Annotated in this window: 16 protein-coding genes; 8 read left to right on the forward strand and 8 right to left on the reverse strand. The window is 65.6% G+C overall.

The window, feature by feature from the left end; translation table 11 throughout:
* Positions 1-144: 144 nt before the first annotated feature.
* On the forward strand, positions 145-510 hold the full coding sequence (locus FUT88_RS24185) for a chitin-binding domain-containing protein (protein WP_027677490.1): 366 nt from the start codon (positions 145-147) through the stop codon (positions 508-510).
* 293 nt (positions 511-803) lie between these two features.
* On the opposite strand, the gene prmB is transcribed toward FUT88_RS24185, so the two are convergent.
* Genes prmB through dapC form a run of 7 tightly spaced genes read right to left on the reverse strand, consistent with a single transcriptional unit; the run spans position 804 to position 6,346 of the window.
* Positions 804-1,706, reverse strand: coding sequence for a 50S ribosomal protein L3 N(5)-glutamine methyltransferase (prmB, locus tag FUT88_RS24190; RefSeq protein WP_027677489.1), 903 nt, complete (start codon positions 1,704-1,706; stop codon positions 804-806).
* 17 nt (positions 1,707-1,723) lie between these two features.
* Complete coding sequence (locus FUT88_RS24195) at positions 1,724-2,242, reverse strand: class IV adenylate cyclase (protein WP_147219001.1); 519 nt, start codon at positions 2,240-2,242, stop codon at positions 1,724-1,726.
* Positions 2,243-2,251: 9 nt separating this feature from the next.
* Positions 2,252-3,403 (reverse strand): succinyl-diaminopimelate desuccinylase, encoded by a 1,152-nt coding sequence (gene dapE / locus FUT88_RS24200; RefSeq protein WP_147219025.1) that lies wholly within the window; start codon positions 3,401-3,403, stop codon positions 2,252-2,254.
* Positions 3,404-3,440: 37 nt separating this feature from the next.
* Positions 3,441-3,785, reverse strand: a complete 345-nt coding sequence (locus FUT88_RS24205) for an arsenate reductase (protein ID WP_027677486.1) — start codon at positions 3,783-3,785, stop codon at positions 3,441-3,443.
* Positions 3,786-3,799: 14 nt separating this feature from the next.
* Entirely contained in the window at positions 3,800-4,213 is a 414-nt protein-coding gene (locus tag FUT88_RS24210) for a hypothetical protein (protein WP_147219003.1), read from the reverse strand.
* A gap of 60 nt (positions 4,214-4,273) precedes the next feature.
* Complete coding sequence (gene dapD / locus FUT88_RS24215) at positions 4,274-5,101, reverse strand: 2,3,4,5-tetrahydropyridine-2,6-dicarboxylate N-succinyltransferase (RefSeq protein WP_147219005.1); 828 nt, start codon at positions 5,099-5,101, stop codon at positions 4,274-4,276.
* A gap of 45 nt (positions 5,102-5,146) precedes the next feature.
* The gene (gene dapC / locus FUT88_RS24220) at positions 5,147-6,346 is read right to left on the reverse strand and encodes a succinyldiaminopimelate transaminase (RefSeq protein WP_147219007.1); all 1,200 of its coding nucleotides are present in this window, start codon (positions 6,344-6,346) and stop codon (positions 5,147-5,149) included.
* A 141-nt stretch (positions 6,347-6,487) separates the two neighbouring features.
* Between dapC and FUT88_RS24225 the strand changes: the two genes are divergently transcribed.
* The 7 genes from FUT88_RS24225 (at position 6,488) to FUT88_RS24255 (ending at position 17,644) form a co-directional block, all read left to right on the forward strand.
* Positions 6,488-7,408 carry a DMT family transporter gene (locus tag FUT88_RS24225; RefSeq protein WP_147219009.1) on the forward strand — a complete coding sequence of 307 codons (921 nt, stop codon included), beginning with the start codon at positions 6,488-6,490 and terminating at the stop codon, positions 7,406-7,408.
* A gap of 37 nt (positions 7,409-7,445) precedes the next feature.
* Positions 7,446-8,492 (forward strand): alpha/beta fold hydrolase, encoded by a 1,047-nt coding sequence (locus FUT88_RS24230; protein WP_147219011.1) that lies wholly within the window; start codon positions 7,446-7,448, stop codon positions 8,490-8,492.
* A gap of 249 nt (positions 8,493-8,741) precedes the next feature.
* Complete coding sequence (smc, locus tag FUT88_RS24235) at positions 8,742-12,257, forward strand: chromosome segregation protein SMC (RefSeq protein ID WP_147219013.1); 3,516 nt, start codon at positions 8,742-8,744, stop codon at positions 12,255-12,257.
* A complete protein-coding gene (locus FUT88_RS24240) occupies positions 12,258-13,472 on the forward strand; it encodes a cell division protein ZipA C-terminal FtsZ-binding domain-containing protein (RefSeq protein ID WP_147219015.1) in 1,215 nt (404 codons plus the stop codon).
* Positions 13,473-13,482: 10 nt separating this feature from the next.
* On the forward strand, positions 13,483-15,924 hold the full coding sequence (ligA, locus tag FUT88_RS24245) for an NAD-dependent DNA ligase LigA (RefSeq protein WP_147219017.1): 2,442 nt from the start codon (positions 13,483-13,485) through the stop codon (positions 15,922-15,924).
* Entirely contained in the window at positions 15,921-16,454 is a 534-nt protein-coding gene (def, locus tag FUT88_RS24250; RefSeq protein ID WP_147219019.1) for a peptide deformylase, read from the forward strand. The genes ligA and def overlap by 4 nt, the downstream gene beginning before the upstream one ends.
* A gap of 68 nt (positions 16,455-16,522) precedes the next feature.
* Positions 16,523-17,644, forward strand: a complete 1,122-nt coding sequence (locus FUT88_RS24255; protein WP_147219021.1) for an alpha/beta fold hydrolase — start codon at positions 16,523-16,525, stop codon at positions 17,642-17,644.
* 75 nt (positions 17,645-17,719) lie between these two features.
* Here the strand turns inward: FUT88_RS24255 and FUT88_RS24260 are convergent.
* On the reverse strand, positions 17,720-19,120 hold a 1,401-nt coding region (locus FUT88_RS24260), incomplete at its 5' end, for a pseudouridine synthase (RefSeq protein WP_147219023.1).

Raw genomic sequence — 19,120 nt, forward strand, 5'->3', positions numbered from 1 at the left:
TCGGGCGCGCCTTTCTTTGCCTACCTTTCTTTGGCAAGACAAAGAAAGTAGGTCGGCCCCGACAGGGGACGAAACAGAGGATGGACCAAAAACCGCACATCACAGCGTAAACTTCAGGACATCCAACCCCCGAAGGAGCCCCCCATGACCCGCGCACTCACACTCACCACGTTGCTGTGTGCGCTAGCAGTCGTCACGGTAACCGCCTGCGACCGCCGCCCATCCCCCAATCCGCCCGCGCCCCAAACATCAAAAGCCGAAAAGGCCGCCGCCGCGCTCGCCAAGGCTGCCGCAGAATTCAAATGCCCCGCGCCCTCGGGCCGCTTCATGATCGACGACGGTACCAACCGCGGCCCCAAGCAGCCCGTGCGCACCAACTGCACCACCGCCTACGCCACCTGCGACGCCCAGTCGCAAGCCGTCTTCGACCACTGCCCGAGCGGCCAGGTGTTCGATAAGCGCTTTTCCATCTGCGTCGTGAAAGACGCCTGTGATGAGGTGAAGTCTTGACGCTGTGGCGGCCTCGCCAGAGTGTTGCACTCGGCGCGTCGGGTTCCGAACGTCAAATGCGCGGTTCAAAGCTCGGCGCATGGGGTTCTGAACGGCAATCATCGAGTCCAGAACCAGAGATGTGGGGTTCGGAACCCGGACACTCAGCGTTCTGAACCCCACACATGGCGTTCTGAACTTCAATTGCGGCGTTTGGAACTGCAAACGCGGCGTTCGTAACCCGGACCACGGCGTTCCGAACGCCAACCTGCTGAGTTCCGAACCCCACGCGTGCGGTTCGGAGCCCCATTCGCTTAAAGCGCCTCGCGCGTCACCAGGAACACCTGGTCTTCGCCAGCGCTGGTCGGCAGCCAGACCAGGTCGAGATCCGGGAACGCCGCCTCAACGTTTTCGCGCTCGTTGCCGATTTCCACCACCAGCACGCCGTGCGGCTTGAGGTGGCGCGGTGCGTCGGCCAGGATGCGGCGCACGATGTCCATGCCGTCGTTGCCGCCGGCCAGCGCCATGTGCGGCTCGGCACGGTACTCGGGCGGCAGCGCCTGCATCGACGCCTCGTTCACGTACGGCGGGTTCGTCAGGATCACGTCGTAATGCACGCCCGGCGGCAGCGGCGCATACAGGTCGCCCTCGTGCAGGCGGATGCGGTCTTGCAGGCGGTATTCGTCGACATTGCGATTGGCCACCACCAGCGCATCCGGCGACAGGTCCACCGCGTCGATCGTCGCATTGGGCCATTGCAGCGCCGCCAGGATCGACAGGCAGCCTGAGCCCGTGCACAGCTCCAGCACGTCGGTCGGGCCGTCTTCCTGGTCGATCCACGGTTCCAGCCCGTCTTCGAGCAATTCGCCGATGAAGCTGCGCGGCACGATCACGCGCTCGTCCACGTAGAAGCGCATGCCGTGCATGAACGCCTCGTGCGTGATGTAGGCAGCGGGCACGCGGTCGACGGCGCGGCGCTCGATCACCTTCAGTACGGCCGCCACTTCTTCGGGCAGCAGGCGCGCGTCCATGAACGGCTCCAGCGTGTCGATCGGCAGGTGCAGCGTGTGCAGGATCAGGTAGGCGGCTTCGTCGTAGGCGTTCTCACTGCCATGGCCGAAGACAAGCCCCGCTGCGGTGAAGCGCGACACGGCGTAGCGCAGCAGGTCGCGCACGGTGGTGAACGGGTGGGAGGCGGGGAGGGTAGGCGTGGTCATGGGTGACGTGAGTTGGCTCAGCGTTGGGTGGCAGCGAGCAGGTCGACGTAGGCCACGTCGAGCAGGTCGGATTCGGCAATGCCGAGGGCGTGCATCAGTTGGTGGGCAATCTTTACGCCGTCGTCTTCGGACTGCGTATCGCGCAGCACGACTTCGAGTTCGACGAAATCGCCGAGGTCTTTCACCGCATCGACATGAATGCGCGTCTGGCCGGCGAGATACAGCTGGCGCACCTTGATGACCCGGCCGGCCGTGCCGATGGCGGCGGCCAGCGTGTCGCGCAGGGCATCGGGCGCGCTGGTCGGAACGATGTGGTAGTCCGACACGCGCGGGCCGGCGCTGTTGGCACGGAAGTAGTGGATCAGCTCCCCGCGCTCGGGCGAGAACTGCCGCAGCTTCAGGCGCCCGTTCGCGCAGGCGAAGAACGTGTCGTCCTGCTCGATGCGCTCGGGGCCGGAATCCGCGATGGCAGCCGCGCGTTCAATCAGCGCAGCCACATCGCGCACACGCGCCTTGATCTCGACGTTGCGCGCCATCGGGCGACCTCAGGCGATCAACGTTTCCAAGACGCGGCGATACACGTTTTTCAGCGGCTCGATAAACGCCACCTCCACGTGTTCGTCGATCTTGTGGATGCTCGCATTCGGCGGGCCGAACTCGATCACCTGCGGGCAGATCTTGGCGATGAAGCGGCCGTCCGACGTGCCGCCCGTGGTCGACAGTTCGGTCGTCACGCCGCACTCGGCCTGGATGGCGGAGGCGAGGGCTTCGGACAGGTCGCCGCGCTCGGTCAGGAAGGGCTCACCGCCCAGCGTCCAGTCGAGCGTGTAGTCGAGGCCGTGTGCATCAAGAATGCTGTGCACGCGCGCCTTCAGGCCGTCCGGCGTGCTCGCGGTCGAGAAGCGGAAGTTGAAGTCGATCGTGACGTGGCCGGGAATGATGTTCGTCGCGCCCGTGCCGCCGTGGATGTTCGACATCTGCCAGGTCGTCGGCGGGAAGTAGGCATTGCCGTCGTCCCACTTGGCGGCGGCCAGCTCGGCCAGCGCCGGGGCAGCGAGGTGGATCGGGTTCCTGGCCAGATGCGGGTAGGCGATGTGGCCCTGCACGCCATTCACCGTGAGCTTGCCCGACAGCGAACCGCGTCGCCCGTTCTTGACCATGTCGCCGAGGGTGGAGACCGAAGTCGGCTCGCCGACCACGCAGTAGTCGAGGCGCTCGCCGCGTGCGCGCAGCAGGTCGCACACCTTGACGGTGCCGTCGTGCGCCGGGCCTTCTTCGTCGCTGGTGATCAGGAAGCCGATCGAGCCGGCGTGGTCCGGATGCTTGGCAACGAATTCCTCCGAGGCCACCACGAAGCCGGCAATCGACGTCTTCATGTCGGCTGCGCCGCGGGCGTAGAGCTTGCCGTCACGGTGCGTGGGCTCGAACGGATCGGAACTCCATTGCTCCACGGGGCCGGTCGGCACCACATCGGTGTGGCCTGCGAAAACGAGCAGCTTGCCGTCGGTGCCGGCGCGGCCGCGCTTGACGGCCCACAGGTTGGTCACCCGAAAGTGGTCCGGGCCGCTGATCACGGTTTCGCATTCGAAGCCGGCGGCGGTCAGGCGTTCGATCAGCACGTCCTGGCAGCCCTTGTCTTCGGGCGTGACGGAGCGGCGGCGGATCAGGTCTTCAGTGAGGGCAAGCGTGGGCTGCATGTTCGACATGACGACAGTCACGGTGATGTTGTTGTGGTTAGAACAGGGCGGCGTACTGATCCGCCGAGAAGCCGACGTTGACGCTTTTGCCGTGCACGAGCACCGGACGCTTGATGAGCGACGGGTTGGCCTGCATCAGCGCGATGGCGCCGGCTTCGTCTTCCGCGCGGGCCTTGTCGGCGTCAGACAGGGCGCGCCACGTGGTGCCCTTGCGGTTGAGCAGCGTGGTGAGCGGCACATGCTTGAGCCAGCCGGCCAGCATGTCGGCGCTCACGCCTTGCTTCTTGAAATCGTGAAACGTGTAGGCAACGCCGTTCGATTCGAGCCACGTGCGGGCTTTCTTCACGGTGTCGCAATTGGGGATGCCGTGCAGGGTCGTCATGGTGGGATTCGCAATCAGTGTCGAGAAGCTTGCAGGGCAAAGGAGAGGGCGGCAACGGCCAAGGCAAAACCGATGGACGCCAGCCATGTCATGCGCTTCAGGCGGCGCTCCAGCCGCGCGGCTTCGTCGCGCAGCGCGTCGATGGTGATGGCGTGCTGCTCAGCCAGCAGCTTGACGGATTCGGCCTGCTGCAGGATCGCCACTTCCAGCTCGGCGATGCGTGTATTCGGATCGGGCGCGGCGCTTTCTGCGCGGGCAGCTTCGGTGCCGGTTTTCTTGCGGTTCTTGAACTTGTCGATGGTCTTGTTCGCCTGCTCCAGGATGGTGGGCAGCAGCGACAGGACAGTACCGATGGTGTTTGGATCAAGACCCATGATGCGTTGGCGTAGCTTGCCGAAACGGGAGCCGGTGGCATTGCGTTCGGACATGGCCGCACTTGAAGTGGTTGGCATGCCCGCAAGACTAGCAGGCATGCCTTGCGCAGGCGCTTAATCGCCGCGCAGCAGCTCGTTCAGGCCAACCTTGGCGCGCGTCTTGGCGTCGACCTTCTTGACGATCACGGCGCAGTACAGGCTGTGCGAGCCGTCCTTCGACGGCAGGTTGCCCGCCACGACCACCGAGCCCGCCGGGATGCGGCCGTAGCTGACTTCACCGGTTTCGCGGTCGTAGATCTTGGTCGACTGGCCCAGGTACACGCCCATCGAAATCACCGAGTTCTCTTCAACGATCACGCCTTCCACGACTTCCGAGCGCGCGCCGATGAAGCAGTTGTCTTCGATGATGACCGGGTTGGCCTGCAGCGGCTCCAGCACGCCGCCGATGCCCACGCCGCCCGACAGGTGCACGTTCTTGCCGATCTGTGCGCACGAACCGACGGTGGCCCACGTGTCGACCATCGTGCCTTCGTCAACGTAAGCGCCGATGTTCACGTACGACGGCATCAGCACGGCGTTCTTGGCGATGAACGAGCCACGGCGCGCCACGGCCGGCGGCACCACGCGGAAGCCACCCGCCGCGAAGTCTTCTGCCGTGTAGTTGGCGAACTTGCTCGGCACCTTGTCGTAGAACTGCGTGAAGCCGCCGGCAGCCATCGGCGCGTTGTCTTCCAGCCGGAACGACAGCAGCACGGCCTTCTTGATCCACTGATTGACGACCCACTCGCCGTCCTTCTTCTCGGCCACACGCAGCGCGCCGCGATCGAGCTGGCCGATCACGTTGGCGACGGCTTCGCGCACATCGGCCGGAGCGGACTTGGGCGACAGGTTGGCGCGGTCTTCCCACGCTTGGTCGATCAGGGATTGCAGTTGTTGCGTCATGGTCTTGTTGGCTCTCGGAGAGGAAACAGAAGAGAAAAATCAGGTTCAGCGTTGCTGGCAGAACTCGACGATGCGGCGTGCGCCTTCCAGGCATTCGTCCACGCCGGCCACCAGCGCGATGCGGACGTAGTCCTGGCCCGGATTCGTGCCGTGCGCCTCACGGGCGAGGTAGCTGCCCGGCAGGACGGCGACGTTCTTGGCGGCCAGCAGCTGGCGAGCGAATTCGGTGTCCGACAGGCCCGTGCGCTTGACGTTGGCCCACAGATAGAAGGCTGCATCGGGCAGGGCCACGTCCAGCACCTCGGCCAGCATCGGCGTGACCTGCTGGAACTTCTTGACGTACTGCGCGCGGTTGTCGCGCACATGGGCCTCGTCGTTCCACGCCGCGATGCTAGCGGATTGCACCGACGGGCTCATCGCGCTGCCGTGATACGTGCGATACAGCAGGTACGCCTTGAGCAGCTTGGCGTCGCCAGCCACGAAACCGGAGCGCATGCCCGGCACGTTGGAGCGCTTGGACAGGCTCGAGAACATCACCAGACGGTCAAAGCTGCGGCCCAGCTGGTGCGCGGCCTGCAGTGCGCCCAGCGGCGGGTTGGCCTCGTCGAAATAGATTTCGGAGTAGCACTCGTCCGACGCGATGATGAAGCCGTATTCGTCCGACAGCGCGAAGAGCTGCTTCCAGTCTTCGAGCGTGAGCACGGCGCCGGTCGGGTTGCCGGGGCTGCATACGAAGACGAGCTGTACGTTGCGCCATTCTTCGGGCGTGATCGCGGCGAAATCGGGTGCGTAGTTGCGCGCCGGGTCGCTGTTGGCGAACAGCGGCGTGGCGCCAGCCAGCAGCGCCGAGCCTTCGTAGATCTGGTAGAACGGGTTCGGGCACAGCACGCGGGCACCAGGCTTGCTGCCGTCGATCACGGTCTGCGCGAACGAGAACAGCGCCTCGCGGGAGCCGTTGACGGGAATCACTTCGGTGGCCGGGTCGACCTTCGGCAAGCCGTAGCGGCGCTCCAGCCATGCGGCGATGCACTGTCGCAGTGCATCGGAACCGAGCGTCGTGGGATAATTCGCCAGCCCGCCAAGCGCCGCCGTCAGCGCGTCTTTCACCAGGGCCGGCGTCGGGTGCTTGGGTTCGCCGATGCCGAAGCTGATCGGCGTATGGACGGCGCTGGGCGTGACGTCCTTCACAAGCGCTTTCAGTTTCTCGAACGGATACGGCTGCAGGGCTGACAGGCGCGGATTCACGGTGTTGGGCGGCGTTGTTGGGCTGGTAGCAGCCAAGCAGGGGCGCTCGGCGGGAAGCCCGAAATTATACGGCCAACGTGTGCTGGCCGCCCCAAGACAATGCTGCATGCGGCGGATTTCCGCCGTTTTTTTATTGCTCAGATGACATCGATAGCCTCCTCGGCGGACGCTTCCGCTCACCATGAGCCGCAATGGGCGGCGGCACTCTTCATCCTGCTGGGCGCCTCGGTCTGGGGCATTTCCTGGTATCCGTACCGCCTGCTGGCCGGCTGGGGGCTCGGCAGCATGCTGGCTTCGTCGATGACGGGCGCGGCTGCGGCTGTGCTGGCTGCCGTGGTGCTGCGTCGTCACTTTTCGACGTTTCAATGGTCGTGGCTGATCCCAGCGCTCGGGATTGCGGCGGGCGTCACCAACGCGGGCTTTGTCTGGGGCACGGTGCACGGCACGGTCATGCGGGTGCTGCTCCTGTTCTATCTGACGCCGGTCTGGACTGCGCTGCTGGCGCGCCTGTGGCTGCACGAGAGGCTGGGCTGGCGTGGCGGTGTGCTGCTCGCGCTGGCGCTGTCGGGCGCGGTGATGATGCTGTGGTCGGGCGAGGCCGGCACGCCATGGCCGGGCTCACCGGCGGAATGGGCGGGGTTGATTGCGGGGCTGGCTTTTGCGTGCAACAACGTGCTGTCCCGCCTGGCGGGGCAGCGTCATCCGACCATGCGCCCGGAGATGCGGACCGTGGTCGTCTTCACAGGCTGCGCGCTAGTGGGCTTTCCGGCTGCGCTGATGCTCGATGGCGTGCGCACGGTGCCGGCGGCTTTCTCACAGGGCAATACGTGGCTGCTGCTGGCGGGCATGGCCTGCGTGCTGGTCGGCGGCAATGCGATGGTTCAGCGCGGCCTGCAACGCTTGCCGGCCAATCGTGCGGCGTTGCTGATGCTGTTCGAGATCGTGGTCGCGGCCGTGTCGTCGGCGCTGCTGACGGCGGAGCGTCTGTCCCCCCAGGAGATGGTGGGCGGCGCCTGCATCGTCCTGGCCGGGGCGCTTTCGGGGCTGTCGCGGCGCAAGTAGGCCGCCGGCGTTTCGCAAACCAACCAAGGAGTTGCCGATGTTGCTTCGTTCGATTTCCATCGCGCTGACGTTTGCACTGTCGACGGCCGCTGCGGGCGCGCACGCCGCTCCGGCGGAGGCCGGCCCCGCGTATGGCCCGCGCCTGGAAGGCTTCGATTACCCGGCGCCCGTCAAGCTCTTCAAGTTCGAGTCGCAGGGCACCGCGCTGGAGATGGCGTATCTGGACGTTGCGCCGAAACGGCCGAACGGCCAGGTAGCGGTGCTACTGCACGGCAAGAACTTCTGCGCGGCCACCTGGGAAGGCACCATCGCCGCGCTCACTGGCGCCGGCTACCGCGTGATCGCCCCCGATCAGATCGGCTTCTGCAAATCGAGCAAGCCGCGCGCCTATCAGTTCACGTTCCAGCAACTGGCGAGCAACACGCATGCGCTGCTGGCGTCGCTCGGGATCGAGCAGGCCATCCTGATCGGCCATTCGACGGGCGGCATGCTGGCGACGCGCTACGCGCTGATGTATCCGAACGCGGTGTCGCGGCTGGTGATGATCAACCCGATCGGCCTGGAAGACTGGAAGACCAAGGGCGTGCCGTCCATGACGGTCGACCAGTGGTTTGCGCGTGAGAAGCAGACCACCGCCGAGCGCATCCGCGCATACGAGCAATCCACGTACTACGCCGGGCAATGGCGCACGCAATACGAACCCTGGGTGCAGATGCTGGCCGGCATGTACCGCGGCCCGGGGCGCGATCTGGTGGCGTGGAATTCCGCACTGCTGTACGACATGATCTACACGCAGCCCGTCGTCTATGAGTTCGGCCAGGTGCGCCCGCCGACGTTGCTGCTCATCGGCCAGAAAGACACCACCGCCATCGGCAAGGACGCGGCGCCGCCCGAAGCACGGGCGCAGTTGGGCCATTACCCCGAACTGGGCCGTGCCGCGGCCAAGGCCATCCCGCGCGCGACGCTGGTGGAATTCCCGGATGCGGGCCATGCGCCACAAATCCAGGATCCTGATGCGCTGCACCATGCGCTGCTCGCCTGGCTTGCCACGCCGGAGCCTTCGCGCACCCGCCGGCCCGACTGAGGCCATTTGTCATGAAGGTGAAACTGCTGACAAATCCGCAGCAATTTGACCTTCCGCGCCGCAAATTTCGTGCATTTTTGTAGCGATTTGGTTGGCGGGAGGCTGGGGTGCGAATGGTATGATGGCGCCATCCGCGCCCCTGGGGTGCGCCTTGTCAGTCTGCGCCGCACGGCGCTGGTGTGACGGTAAAGGCGCGCTCCTGGGGCGCCCGCTTTATCCCTTTTCTGATCCCTTCGAGACGAACACAACGTGCGCCTCTCTTCGATCAAGCTCGCAGGCTTCAAGTCTTTCGTCGATCCGACCAATTTCCATGTTCCGGGCCAGCTTGTCGGCATCGTCGGTCCGAACGGGTGCGGTAAATCCAACATCATCGACGCCGTGCGCTGGGTGCTGGGCGAATCACGCGCCGCAGAACTCCGTGGCGAATCGATGCAGGACGTCATCTTCAACGGCTCGACCCAGCGCAAGCCGGCTGGCCGCGCCAGCGTCGAACTGGTCTTCGACAACGCGGAAGGCCGCGCCGCCGGCCAGTGGAGCCAATACGCCGAAGTGGCGGTCAAGCGTGTGCTGAGCCGCGATGGCACCTCGTCGTACTTCATCAACAACCAGGCGGTGCGCCGCCGCGACATCCAGGACATCTTCCTCGGCACGGGCCTCGGGCCGCGCGCCTACGCCATCATCGGGCAGGGGATGATCTCCCGCATCATCGAGGCCAAGCCCGATGACATGCGCATCTTCCTGGAAGAAGCCGCGGGCGTGTCGAAGTACAAAGAGCGCCGCCGCGAAACCGAAAACCGCCTCTCCGACACGCGTGAAAACCTCACTCGCGTGGAAGACATCCTGCGCGAACTCGGCTCCAACCTCGAAAAGCTCGAGGGCCAGGCCGAAGTGGCGCAGCGCTTCCAGGCGCTGCAGGCCGACGGCGAAGAGAAACAGCACCTGCTGTGGCTGCTCCGCAAGCGTGAAGCGCAGGCCGAGCAGGAACGCCATCAGCGCGCCATCGAACAGGCACAGATCGACCTGGAAGCGCAGACCGCGCAGTTGCGCCACATCGAAGCCGAACTGGAAACAATGCGCGTGGCGCATTACGCGTCGTCCGATGCGATGCACGCCGCGCAGGGCGCGCTCTACGAAGCCAACTCCGAAGTCAGCCGCCTGGAGGCCGAGATCCGCTACGTGGTGGAATCGCGCAACCGCATTCAGCAGCAGATCGCCACGCTGACCGCGCAGCAGGAGCAGTGGCACACGCAGGGCGAGCAGGCGCAGGAAGACCTCGCCGCGGCCGAGGAAGAGCTGGCCATGGCCCAGGAGCGTGCCGCGCAGGCCGCCGAGGACGTCGCGCGCAAAGCCGACGAACTCCCCGCCATGGAAGCGCAGTGGCGCGATGCGCAGACCGCGCTGAACGATCAGCGCGCCGCGATCCTGCAATCGGAACAGGCGCTCAAGCTCGAAGCCGCGCACCAGCGCAATGCCGATCAGGCGCTGCTGCAGCTTGAGCAGCGCCGCGAACGTCTGACGCAGGAATCCTCAGGACTCGACAAGCCGGACGACGTGCAGCTCGAAACGCTGCGTGCTGAACTGGCCGAGCAGGAAGAGGTTCTCGCCGAAGCGCAAGCCGCGCTGGAAGACGCCGAGACGCAGGTGCCGCAGCTCGACGAGGCACGCCGCGCCGCGCAGGACCGCGTGCAATCGGAGGCCGCCGCGATTGCCAGCCTGGAAGCCCGCCTTGCCGCGCTCAAACAGCTGCAGGAAAACGTGCAGACCGACGGCAAGGTCCAGCCGTGGCTGGCCAAGCACGAACTGAGCGAACTGCCGCGCTTCTGGAAGAAGCTGCAGATCGAGCAGGGCTGGGAGCCCGCACTTGAAGCGGTGCTGCGCGAAAAGCTTGGCGCGCTGGAAGTCTCCAACCTTGATTGGATCAAGGCGTTTGCGGCCGACGCGCCGCCCGCCAAGCTCGCCTTCTATGCGCCGCCGCCTGCAGCGCGTCCGGTGGAAGCGCCGGCGGGGTTGCGTCCGTTGATGTCGCTGGTGCAAGTGACGGAGCCGGGCATGCGCGCCGTGCTGCAAGACTGGCTGGCCGACGTCTATATCGCCGACGACATGCAAGCTGCGCTCGCCGCGCGCCAGACGCTGCCGGAAGGCGGCACGTTTGTCGTTCAGGCTGGGCACCTGATTGGCCGGTCGTCCGTGCAGTTGTACGCGCCTGATTCCGAGCAGGCCGGCATGCTGGCGCGTGCGCAGGAAATCGAAAACCTGAACAAGCAGGTGCGTGCGCAGATGCTGTTGGCGGACGAAGCCAAGAGCGCCGCCGTGCGCGCTGAAGCGGCGTACAGCCAGGCCAGCCAAAACCTCACGCAGGTGCGGGCTCGCGCCGAGCAGGCCACGCGCCGCGTGCACGTGTTGCAGATGGACGTGCTCAAGCTGTCGCAGGCGATGGAGCGCTACAACGCGCGCAGCGGCCAGATCGACAGCGAGCTGGAAGAGATTCGCGCGCAGATCGAAGAGCAACGTGCCATCCGTGCCGAATCCGAAGCGACGTTCGAACAGCACGACGCGGCGCTCGCCGACATGCAGGCCCGTTTCGAAGACAGCCAGCAGGCGTTCGAAGCGCTGGAAGTTCGCCTGAGCGACGCACGCAACGCCTTGCGCGATCAGGAGCGCGGCGCACAAGAGGCGCACTTTGCCGAGCGCAATCTGCAGAACCGCATTGCCGAACTGAAGCGCAACATCCAGGTGGCGAGCGACCAGGCGCAGCAGATCGTGCTGACGCTGGAAAACGCGCGTGCCGAGCTGGAAACCATCAACGAGCAGACTGCGCATACCGGACTGCAGGAAGCGCTGGAGCGCCGTGCCGAGAAGGAAGAAAAGCTCGGGCTGGCGCGCATGGAACTGGATGCGCTGACCGCGCAACTGCGCACGCACGACGAGCAACGCTTGACCGCCGAGCGCGCCCAGCAACCGCTGCGCGATCGCATCACCGAACTGCAACTGAAGGAGCAGGCCGCGCGCTTGAACCAGGAGCAGTTCACTGAGCAGCTCACCGCTGCCAACGTGGACGAAACCGCATTGGCCGAACGCCTGACGGGCGACCTGAAGCCGTCGTACCTGCAAGGCGAAGTCACGCGCATCAACAACGCCATCAACGCGCTCGGCCCGGTCAACATGGCCGCGCTCGACGAACTGGCGGCGGCGCGCGAGCGCAAGGGCTTCCTCGATGCGCAATCGGCCGATTTGACCGACGCCATCACCACGTTGGAAGACGCCATCCGCAAGATCGATCAGGAAACACGCGCGCTGCTGCAAGGCACGTTCGACCAGGTCAACTATCACTTTGGCGAGCTGTTCCCGACGCTGTTCGGCGGCGGCCAGGCCAAGCTGATGATGACGGGCGAAGAGATTCTCGATGCGGGCGTGCAGGTGATGGCGCAGCCGCCGGGCAAGAAGAACTCGACCATTCACCTGCTGTCGGGCGGCGAGAAAGCGCTGACCGCCATTGCGCTGGTGTTTGCGATGTTCCAGCTGAATCCGGCCCCGTTCTGCTTGCTGGATGAGGTGGACGCGCCGCTGGACGACGCCAACACCGAGCGCTACGCCAACATGGTCAAGCGCATGTCCGACAAGACCCAATTCGTTTTTATTTCTCACAACAAGATTGCGATGGAAATGGCGCAACAGCTCATCGGTGTGACCATGCAGGAGCAAGGTGTCTCCCGAATCGTGGCGGTGGACATGGATGCCGCGCTGACCATGGCGGAGGCGGCATAAATGCAGGACAACAACCTTGTGATGGCCCTGCTGGGCGCCGGCGTGGTGTTTGTGCTGGTGATCGTTGTGTACAACCAGTGGCAGATCCGCAAGGCGCGCCGCCCCGAGGCGTACAACCCTGCCGTCGATGAGACGCCGCGCGGCGAAGGTTGGGCCGAGCGCGCGGAACCTGCCCTTGGCGGCGAGCGCGACGACATCAATCGCGTCGAACCTCGTCTGGAGCCCGGTTTCTCGGCGAAGACGTACACGCCGGCCACGGGCAGCGCTGAAACAGAAGCGGGTGTGATCGGCGCTGAAATCGCGCCTTCGGCCGACGATGCCGCGCTCGAAACGGCCGAAACGGAAGAGGTTGCCGAGCCTGCGCCGGGTTCGCTGGAGCCCGCCAATGGCGTGATCGATCCGCTGATCGATTGCATCGTGCCGCTGCATCCGGAACGCGAAGTGTCGGGCGATCGCCTGCTGCCGGCGCTGACCAAGCTGCGCCGCGCAGGCACCAAGCAGATTCACGTGGAAGGGTTGAACCCCGCCGCCAATGCGTGGGAAGCCATCCGCGCCGGTCAGCGCTACCTTGACGTGCAAGTGGCCGTGCAGTTGGCCAACCGCACGGGCCCGCTGAATGCGCTGGAGTTCTCGGAATTCATCAACGCCATCGATCCGCTGTCGGAAGCGGCCGATGCCGTGCCGGAACTGCCGGACATGAACGAGACGATTTCCAACGCGCGCGAACTCGATGCGTTTGCCGCCGAGTGCGACGTGCAACTGGGCGTGAGCGTGATCTCCGACGGGGCGCCGTGGTCGGCAGCGTATGTGCAGACGGTGGCCACGCAAGACGGGCTGGTCCTCTCGCGCGACGGCACGCGCTTCACGCGCTTCCACGCCGGTGCCGATGGCGTGCAGCGCGCGCTGTTCACCCTGCAGTTTGGCGACACCAATTTCCTGCGCGATGACCTGACCGTCAAGGCGGGTCGTCAGATCACCCTGTTGCTCGATGTGCCGGTGGCGGAAGAGGTGAGCAAGCCGTTCAAGCTGGTGTGCGAATACGCGTACACGCTGTCGCAGCGCATGGGCGCACAGGTGGTGGATGACAACCTGCGTCCGCTGACGGAGCAATCGTTCGTCGCCATCCAGAAGCATCTGCGGGTGCTGTACGACAAGCTCGAATCGCGCGGCATCCCGGCCGGTTCCAGCACCGCGGTGCGCTTGTTCAGCCACTGACGGACGCACGATGCGCAAGATTGCAGAACCCGCGTCCGGTGCCACACCCGAGGCGCGGGCAGCTTGGCTGCGCGCCGAGCTGAACCGCTACGCCCACGAGTACTACGTGCTCGACCAGCCCAGCGTGCCCGACGCTGAATACGACCGGCTCTATCGTGAGCTGGAAGCGCTGGAAGCGGAACATCCCGAGCTGAAGACGCCCGACTCGCCCACGCTGCGGGTCGGCGGGGCCGTCCTGCCCGAGTTTGCGGCGGTCAGGCATGTCATTCCCATGCTGTCGATCCGCACCGAGACCGACACCACCGCCAACGGCGCGCGTGCATTTGATGCGAGCGTACGCCGCGAACTGGGTCTCGACGACACCGACCCGCCCGTCGAATATGCCGCCGAGCTGAAGTTCGACGGCCTGGCGATCAGCCTGCGCTACGAGCGCGGTTATCTCGTGCAGGCGGCCACGCGCGGCGACGGCACCACGGGCGAAGACGTCACGCAGAACATCCGCACGATCCGCCAGGTTCCGCTGGGCCTGTCACCCGTTGATGGTCATGTGCCGGACGTGCTGGAAGTGCGCGGCGAGGTCTACATGCGCCGTGACGACTTCGAAAAGCTCAACGCACGCCAGCGCGAGCGCGGCGACAAGACCTTCGTCAACCCGCGCAACACCGCGGCCGGCGCTGTGCGCCAGCTCGATCCGAAGATGGCTGCCGAGCGCCCGCTGTCGTTCTTCGCCTATGGGCTGGGCGAAGTGGTCGGCTGGAAGGGCATGCCCGAGACACATTCCGGCATGCTCGACGCGCTGCAGGCGTTCGGTTTTCCGGTCAGCACGGAACGCGCTGCAGTGAAGGGCGGAGACGGGCTGGTCGAGTTTCATGACGCCATCGGTGCCAAGCGCGACAGCTTGCCGTTCGACATCGATGGCGTGGTCTACAAGGTCAACTCACTCGCGCTGCAACGCGAACTCGGCTTTCGCACGCGTGAGCCGCGCTGGGCGGTCGCGCACAAATATCCGGCGCAGGAAGCGCTGACCACGGTGGAGTCGATCGGCGTGCAGGTTGGCCGCACGGGCGCCATCACGCCGGTAGCGCGGCTGGTGCCGGTGTTTGTTGGCGGGGTGACGGTCACCAACGCCACGCTGCACAACGAAGACGAAGTGCGCCGCAAGGACGTTCGCGTTGGCGACACCGTGATCGTCCGGCGCGCCGGTGACGTGATCCCCGAGGTGGTGAGCGTGGTGCTTGATCGCCGCCCGATGGACGACGTGCCGGGCAGTGACTTGTTCGATCCGAAGCAGCAGCCGAAGTACCCGCCGTTCGAACTGCCGAAGACGTGCCCGGTGTGCGGCTCGCATGTCGTGCGCGAAGAGGGCGAGGCGGTGGCCCGTTGCTCGGGCGGTCTGTTCTGCTCGGCGCAGCGCAAAGAGGCGATCCGCCACTTTGCCGGCCGCCGCATGATGGACATCGAAGGCCTGGGCGAGCGTTACATCGACAACCTGGTCGAGCTGGATTACGTGCACGGCATCGCCGATCTGTACAAGCTCAAGCTCGAAGACTTCCTGGAGATGAAGCGCCGCGCGGATGAGCGTGATGGCGTGACGCCCGAGACGGTTTCCGCCGGCAAGATCGCCACCAAGTGGGCGGAGAACCTGCTGGAGGGCATCCAGGCCAGCAAGACGCCGCCGCTGGCGCGCTTCCTTTTTGCGCTGGGCATTCGCCACGTGGGCGAGTCGACCGCCAAGACGCTCGCGGACTGGCTCGGCAGCCTGGCCATCATCCGGCGCGCACCCGCGCCGCTGCTGCTCGCGCTGCCCGACGTGGGCGCCACGGTGGCTGAGGCCATCGCCGACTTCTTTGCCGAGCCGAAGAATCAGCAGGCGCTGGATGCGCTGCTCGAAGCCGGTGTTGTGCCGCAAGGCGAGCACGCGCCCAACGCGAAGCTGCGCGAGAAGCTGGAGCCGGCAGAGCTGTACGCCACGCTCGGCGTGCCCAAGCTGACGGCCACGCGTGCGAAGCAACTGGCTGTGGCAGCGCCAACGCTTGCCCAGCTGGCGAGCGTGGGACCCGAGCAGTTGGCTGGCCTGCCGGCGGATGTGGCTGCGTCGCTGCTCGAATGGCTCGCCTCGCACGACCATCGCGCGCAATTGACGAAGCTCGACGCGTTGCGCGACGAGTTGCTCGCCACCATGCCCGCCGAAGCCGCCGAAGAAGGCGTGCTGGCCGGCAAGACCGTCGTGTTGACCGGCACGTTGCAGAACCTCACGCGTGACGAAGCGAAGGCCATGCTGGAAGCGGCCGGCGCCAAGGTGTCGGGTTCGGTGTCGAAGAAAACGGACTACGTTGTCGCCGGAGAAGACGCCGGCAGCAAGCTCGCCAAAGCCGAAGAATTGAACGTGAAGGTTCTGAACGAAGCGGGTATGCTCGCGCTGTTAAAAAATCCGGCGGGAGACCAGTCATGATCCGAAACATCCTCAAGATGGGCGACAGCCGGCTGCTGCGGGTGGCCAAGCGGGTCGAGCGCTTTCACACGCCCGAATTGACTGCCCTGATCGAAGACATGTTCGACACCATGGATGCGGCGCGCGGTGCAGGCTTGGCCGCGCCGCAGATCGGTGTGGACCTCCAGGTCGTCATCTTCGGGTTCGATCGCAACGATCGGTATCCGGATGCACCGGCCGTGCCGAAGACCGTGTTGATCAACCCCACTATCGAGCCGCTGTCGGACGAGATGGAAGACGGCTGGGAGGGTTGCCTCTCGGTGCCCGGCCTGCGTGGCGTCGTGCCGCGCCATACACGCCTGCGCTATACCGGCTTCGATCAGCACGGCCACGCCATCGACCGCATTGCCGAAGGCTTCCACGCCCGCGTCGTGCAGCACGAATGCGACCACCTGCAGGGCGTGCTGTACCCCATGCGCGTGAAGGATTTCACCCGTTTCGGCTTTACCGAAGTGCTGTTCCCGGAATTGCCCGCCAATCACGACGACTGATCGCGACTGCGGGAGCGTCGCACCTGCGGGGGCGGGTAGGCGCGTGTTTCATCCACCACGGAGACGATATGAAGCGCGATGGTTTGAGGGGCTGGCGCGGGCTGGCGCTTGGGGTCGCCATGACGGCGATGCTGGGGTTGGCTGCGTGCGCGGGGCCGCAGGCGCCCGAAACGACGGCGGCCGCACCGGTTGCCCAGAAGCCTCAGGGGCCGGTCTGGCAACGCGTGCATCTTGGCGCGGATGCTATGGCCTACGATTTCCCTGTCTACGCCAACCATCCGCTTGATGGCGACCTGAGCGGTATTCGCGAAGTCGTGTTCGTGCAGCACGGCCTGCAGCGCAACGGCAACGACTACTACACCGCCGGCGCCGATCTGCTCCAGGCCAGCGGCCGCAATCCCGACGAAGTCCTGCTGATCGCCCCGAACTTTCCCGGCACGCCCGATGAAGGCAAAGGCTTCGACGGCATGCCGGTGTGGTCGGTGGATGGCTGGATCGGCGGCTTCAACGCCACCAACGCGCCGTACACGGACCTGAGTTCGCTCAAGGTGCTCGATGACCTGATCGGCTACGTGACCGACCCGGCGCGTGCGCCCAACGTCAAGCGCGTGACGGTGGCAGGCCATTCGGGTGGCGGCCAGATCGTGCAGCGCTACGCCGTGCTCAACAACGTGGACGAGGCCATCCGCAAGCGCGGCATCGACCTGCGCTACGTCGTCGCCAATCCGTCGTCGTATCTGTATTTCACGCCGGAGCGACCGCGCGGCAAAGGTTTTGCGCGCTACAGCACCAGCGTCTGCCCGGACTACGACCACTACAAATACGGCATGGTCGACATGGTGCCGTATGCCGCCGGCAAGACCGGCCGTCAGTTGTTCAACCGATATGCGCAGCGCCACGTGACCTACCTGGCCGGCACGAACGACAACGACCCGAACCACCGCGTGCTCGACAAGCTGTGCGGTGCCGAGGCCGAAGGTCCGACGCGCCTGGACCGCGCGCGCAACTACTGGCGCTACGAACACCACATGGCGGGGCGCAAGCGCGTCAACCACCAGGCGCACGAAGTGGTGGGCGTAGGCCACGACCAGGCGAAGATGTTCGGCTCGCGTTGCGGCGCGCAAGCCGTGTTTGGCATGCCCGCATCGGCCAACACCACCGGGGCAGCCTGTCAGGCTCCGCGTCTCTGACTTAGGTGGCAGGCATAAAAAAACCGGTCAGCGTATTGCGCGCTGACCGGTTTTTTCTTTGCGGCAGAGGCTGCCTCAGAACTTCTCGAACGGCCCCAGGAATCGCCACTGGCCGACCGGCAGGTCGCCCAGCACGATGCTGCCCATGCGGATGCGCTTCAGGCCCACCACTTCCAGTCCCACCTGTTCGCACATGCGGCGGATCTGGCGCTTCTTGCCTTCACGCAGCACGAAGCGCAGCTGCTCTTCGTTCTGCCAGCTCACCTTCGCGGGCTTGAGTGCTTCGCCGTCGAGCGACAGGCCAAAGCGCAGCTTTTCCATCAGCTCTTCCGGGAACACCTTGGAGATGTCGCGCTCGACCACGCCGTTCGGCGAATGCCACACCACGCGCACCAGGTATTCCTTCTCGACCGTTGAATCCTCGCCGATGAGGTGGCGTGCCACGCGGCCGTCTTGCGTCAACACCAGCAGCCCGGTGGAATCGATATCCAGTCGACCGGCCGGCGCCAACGCCCGACGCTGCCACGGCGCGAAGCGCTTGCGTGTGGGGTCACCTTCCCATTGGTTTTCCGGCACGAACAGCGAAATCGCCGGCTGATAGCCGTCTTCTGCCTGGCCAGACACGTAGCCGACCGGCTTGTGCATCAGCACGGTCACGCGCTCGCCTTGCTCCGAACGCGCTGCCTGGTGGATTTCGATGATCGAATCCGGCTTGACACGCGAACCCAGCTCGGTGACGGGCTCGCCGTCCACCAACACCCAGCCGCGCGGAATCCATTCATCAGCCTCGCGGCGTGAGCACAGGCCCAGTTCGGACATGCGTTTGGACAGACGGACCAGTCCGCTCGATTCGGTTTGCGCGGCCTGGCGCGGTGCCTGCTCCTCGGTATGACGCGGGGCGCGCTCTTCACGCTCGCGCTCGGGCCGTTGCGGACGGGCCGGACGGTCTTCGAAGCGTCGCGGCGGACGGTCGTTGTCAAAACGGCGCGGAGGGCGTTCGTCATCGAAACGACGCGGTGCGCGGTCATCGCCATAGCGGCGCGGCGGCCGCTGCTCGTCGTCGAATCGACGGGGCGCGCGTTGATCGTCGCCATAGCGGCGCGGGCGCTCGTCATCGAAGCGCCTCGGAGAACGCTGGTCGCCATCGCGGCGCGGCGCGCGTTGATCGTCGCCATAGCGGCGCGGGCGCTCGTCATCGAAGCGACGTGGCGGCCGTTGGTCGTCGCCGAACTTGCGCGGCGGGCGTTCGTTGTCGAATCGACGCGGAGGACGCTCGTCGTCGAACCGGCGAGGCGGGCGATCCTCGAACCGTCGGCGAGGACGTTCGTCGTCGAAACGACGCGGTGGCCGTTGCTCATCGTCGAATCGACGAGGCGGGCGTTGATCGTCAAAGCGTCGTGGAGGACGCTGGTCGCCATGCCGGCGCGGCGCGCGTTGATCGTCGCCATAGCGGCGCGGGCGCTCGTCATCGAAGCG

Origin of the sequence: Ralstonia sp. TCR112, assembly GCF_007997035.1 — a bacterium.
Taxonomy (GTDB): domain Bacteria; phylum Pseudomonadota; class Gammaproteobacteria; order Burkholderiales; family Burkholderiaceae; genus Ralstonia; species Ralstonia edaphi.

Excerpts from the sequence above, each read along its gene's own strand:
- FUT88_RS24185 (WP_027677490.1), top strand. The coding sequence starts at position 145 with ATGACCCGCGCACTCACACTCACCACGTTGCTGTGTGCGCTAGCAGTC.
- prmB (WP_027677489.1), bottom strand. The coding sequence starts at position 1,706 with ATGACCACGCCTACCCTCCCCGCCTCCCACCCGTTCACCACCGTGCGC.
- FUT88_RS24195 (WP_147219001.1), bottom strand. The coding sequence starts at position 2,242 with ATGGCGCGCAACGTCGAGATCAAGGCGCGTGTGCGCGATGTGGCTGCG.
- dapE (WP_147219025.1), bottom strand. The coding sequence starts at position 3,403 with ATGCAGCCCACGCTTGCCCTCACTGAAGACCTGATCCGCCGCCGCTCC.
- FUT88_RS24205 (WP_027677486.1), bottom strand. The coding sequence starts at position 3,785 with ATGACGACCCTGCACGGCATCCCCAATTGCGACACCGTGAAGAAAGCC.
- FUT88_RS24210 (WP_147219003.1), bottom strand. The coding sequence starts at position 4,213 with ATGTCCGAACGCAATGCCACCGGCTCCCGTTTCGGCAAGCTACGCCAA.
- dapD (WP_147219005.1), bottom strand. The coding sequence starts at position 5,101 with ATGACGCAACAACTGCAATCCCTGATCGACCAAGCGTGGGAAGACCGC.
- FUT88_RS24225 (WP_147219009.1), top strand. The coding sequence starts at position 6,488 with ATGACATCGATAGCCTCCTCGGCGGACGCTTCCGCTCACCATGAGCCG.
- FUT88_RS24230 (WP_147219011.1), top strand. The coding sequence starts at position 7,446 with ATGTTGCTTCGTTCGATTTCCATCGCGCTGACGTTTGCACTGTCGACG.
- FUT88_RS24240 (WP_147219015.1), top strand. The coding sequence starts at position 12,258 with ATGCAGGACAACAACCTTGTGATGGCCCTGCTGGGCGCCGGCGTGGTG.
- ligA (WP_147219017.1), top strand. The coding sequence starts at position 13,483 with ATGCGCAAGATTGCAGAACCCGCGTCCGGTGCCACACCCGAGGCGCGG.
- def (WP_147219019.1), top strand. The coding sequence starts at position 15,921 with ATGATCCGAAACATCCTCAAGATGGGCGACAGCCGGCTGCTGCGGGTG.
- FUT88_RS24255 (WP_147219021.1), top strand. The coding sequence starts at position 16,523 with ATGAAGCGCGATGGTTTGAGGGGCTGGCGCGGGCTGGCGCTTGGGGTC.